Annotated in this window: 1 protein-coding gene; it reads right to left on the reverse strand. The window is 66.1% G+C overall.

Annotated features, from left to right (window positions below; all coding sequences use genetic code 11):
- Window positions 1–201: 201 nt before the first annotated feature.
- Window positions 202–667, reverse strand: a 466-nt coding sequence (locus BRAS3809_RS19155; RefSeq protein ID WP_035656931.1) for a DODA-type extradiol aromatic ring-opening family dioxygenase, incomplete at its 5' end; no start/stop codon positions are given.

Consider the following 667-nt stretch of genomic DNA (forward strand, 5'->3'; position numbering starts at 1 on the left):
GGCAACTTCCAGCGACGTTCCTCGATAGCATCCGCGGTATGGGTCCCGGCGTTCGCCGGGACGACAGCCGAGTTTCTGGCAGGGCCCCGCCTCGATCTCCGGGGTCGTCCCGGCCTCGAGCCGGGACCCATACCGCGTGATGTCAGTTGTCGGAACGGATGTGAGTCATCATGTCCTGACCAGCAGGAACGGCAGCAGCCGCTACGCCGGCTCGAGCACCATCAGCCCGGTCGCCGTGTTGGAGATCGGGATGTGATAGTTGGAATGCTCCTTGCGGACCTTCTCCGGCAACGTCCCGCGCGCGACCATCCAGTTCAGGAGCTCGACGCCCTGCGTGCCCGACAGCTCGACCAATTCGTTGGTCGAGTATTTCGTCGCCCAGGCGGGATCGTCGACCATGCTGGCCATGAATTTCTCGTCGAAATCCTTGTTGATGAAGCCCGCGCGCTCGCCGTCGAGCTGGTGCGACAGACCACCGGTGCCCATCACGACCACGCGCTCGTCCTTCGGCCAGGACTCGATCGCCCGCGCCAAGGCCTGGCCGAGCTTGTAGCAGCGCGCGGCCGAGGGCAGCGGCGCCTGCACCGTGTTGACCACCACGGGCACCACGCGCACCGGCCATTTCTGGTCCGGCCAGCACAGCGCCATCGGCAGGGTGAAGGCGTGG

This window comes from Bradyrhizobium sp. STM 3809 (assembly GCF_000239795.1).
Taxonomy (GTDB): domain Bacteria; phylum Pseudomonadota; class Alphaproteobacteria; order Rhizobiales; family Xanthobacteraceae; genus Bradyrhizobium.